This window comes from Brevibacillus sp. MCWH (assembly GCF_013096935.1).
Lineage (GTDB): Bacteria > Bacillota > Bacilli > Brevibacillales > Brevibacillaceae > Brevibacillus > Brevibacillus aydinogluensis.
In genome coordinates, this window is the sequence record NZ_SDLF01000063.1 from 1 (window position 1) to 943 (window position 943).

Genomic DNA, 943 nt, shown 5'->3' on the forward strand with positions numbered 1-943 from the left:
GCGTATTGATTTAATTAATGCTTATGATAAGGACACGTTATTTACTAAATATTGGATTGTAATCCCAGCGTACTATAGAGATGTCAATTTACAATCTTCGGAAAGTGGGAAAATTTCTCACCATGAAATTAATGACAAATATTCTAAATTAATTCGTCTAGCATCTATTTTAAAAAATAACAATAACTTTGACTTCGTTTTAAATACAACTAGAGCTAAAATTCAGGAAACACTTGTAGAAATTTATGATCTTTTAAAAGGAAAACTAGAGAAAAAACACGGTTTAATAAGAAAATCACTTCTAGGTAAATCTATTGACTACGGTGCTCGTTCAGTAATTTCAGCACCTGTATTCCATGCTAATAGACATGAAGAGATGCAAGTAGATTTTTATCATTGCGGTATCCCCTTAGCACAATGCTGTTCACTGTTTACACCTTTTATTGTTTCATGGGCAAAAAGATTTTTCCAAAGGGAAATTGAGAAACTAGGAAATAAATTCCCGGTTAAAACTGCTAATGGTGAAATAAAATACTTAAAACTGAAAGAACCTGCTATTTATTACAATGAGGATTATATTAAGAAAAAAATAGATAGATTTGTATTTAGCCCTGTTGACAGATTCGATCCTGTGGAATTACCTGTAGAAGATGAAGAATATCAAGATAAAGTGTTTTTAACATTTGTGGGAAGATTTTACGATGGTAAAAGTACAGAAAAAGAATCACCTCTATTTAGTAGACCTGCTACATGGACTGATGTATTATATCAAGCGGCTATGGAAGTTACTGCGGATAAAATGGTTTGGGTCACACGTTATCCTTTATTAGACTACTTCGGTATGTTTCATAATAAAATTTCAGTTTTAACTACACAAAAAAAAATTCCTATGTATGTAGGAGACAAACTATATGAATTTTACCCGCATGTTGACCTTCAAATG

1 protein-coding gene is annotated in these 943 nt (G+C 31.4%); it reads left to right on the forward strand.

Annotation, left to right across the window (positions count from 1 at the left end; genetic code table 11):
* Nucleotides 1-943, forward strand: a 943-nt coding sequence (locus ETC00_RS19350) for a hypothetical protein (RefSeq protein WP_171567684.1), incomplete at both ends; no start/stop codon positions are given.